Genomic DNA, 770 nt, shown 5'->3' on the forward strand with positions numbered 1-770 from the left:
CCTCCTCTCCTGCCAGCGGGTCGACAAAGTGGACGTTTTCTATTAAGAGGCGTCCACAAGATGGTTTGAACAGGTGGCGCGAGGCTTAAGAAAACAGCCTCGCGCCCCTTCAATTTGGGCTCAAGCGTGCCCTTAGAGGACGTTCGCAGCCGCTCTTACAGGCCTGTGGACGCAAGCGGAAAATGGCGAAGACGAACCCGTTCGATTTCATACAGCAGGTCCGCTCGGAAGCCGCGAAGGTGACCTGGCCGACGCGCAAGGAGACGATGATCACGACCGCGATGGTGTTCGTGATGGTCGTCGTGGCGAGCATCTTCTTCCTGGTCGTCGATCAGGCGCTCGGTTGGGGCGTGCGCTCCGTGCTTCTCGGATTTGGCGGTTAAGGGACGGATGGCATGACGAAGCGTTGGTATATCGTCCACGCCTACTCGAATTTCGAGAACAAGGTGGCCCAGTCGATCAAGGACCAGGCGGCTCAGCGCGGCCTGGAGGACAAGTTCGAAGAGGTCATGGTGCCGACCGAGAAGGTCGTCGAGGTGCGTCGCGGCCGTAAGGTCGATACCGAGCGCAAGTTCTTCCCGGGCTATGTTCTGGTGAAGTGCGACCTGACCGACGAGGTGTATCACCTCATCAAGAATACGCCGAAGGTGACGGGCTTCCTGGGTGCCGACAAGGCCAAGCCGGTTCCGATTCCGGACCGCGAGGCCGAGCGCATCAAGGGGCAGGTGGCCGAGGGTGTCGATCACCCCAAGCCCTCCATCAGCTTCGAG

2 protein-coding genes are annotated in these 770 nt (G+C 60.1%); both read left to right on the forward strand.

Annotated features, from left to right (window positions below; translation table 11 throughout):
• Positions 1-182: 182 nt before the first annotated feature.
• Positions 183-383: a preprotein translocase subunit SecE gene (gene secE, locus ACXJKO_RS31910; RefSeq protein ID WP_457094999.1), complete on the forward strand. Its 201-nt coding sequence runs from the start codon at positions 183-185 to the stop codon at positions 381-383.
• Between the two features lie 12 nt (positions 384-395).
• Positions 396-770: transcription termination/antitermination NusG family protein (locus tag ACXJKO_RS31915; RefSeq protein WP_457095000.1), on the forward strand; the 375-nt coding region annotated here is incomplete at its 3' end.

The organism is Microvirga sp. P5_D2, from assembly GCF_054049475.1.

Excerpts from the sequence above, each read along its gene's own strand:
- secE (WP_457094999.1), top strand. The coding sequence starts at position 183 with ATGGCGAAGACGAACCCGTTCGATTTCATACAGCAGGTCCGCTCGGAA.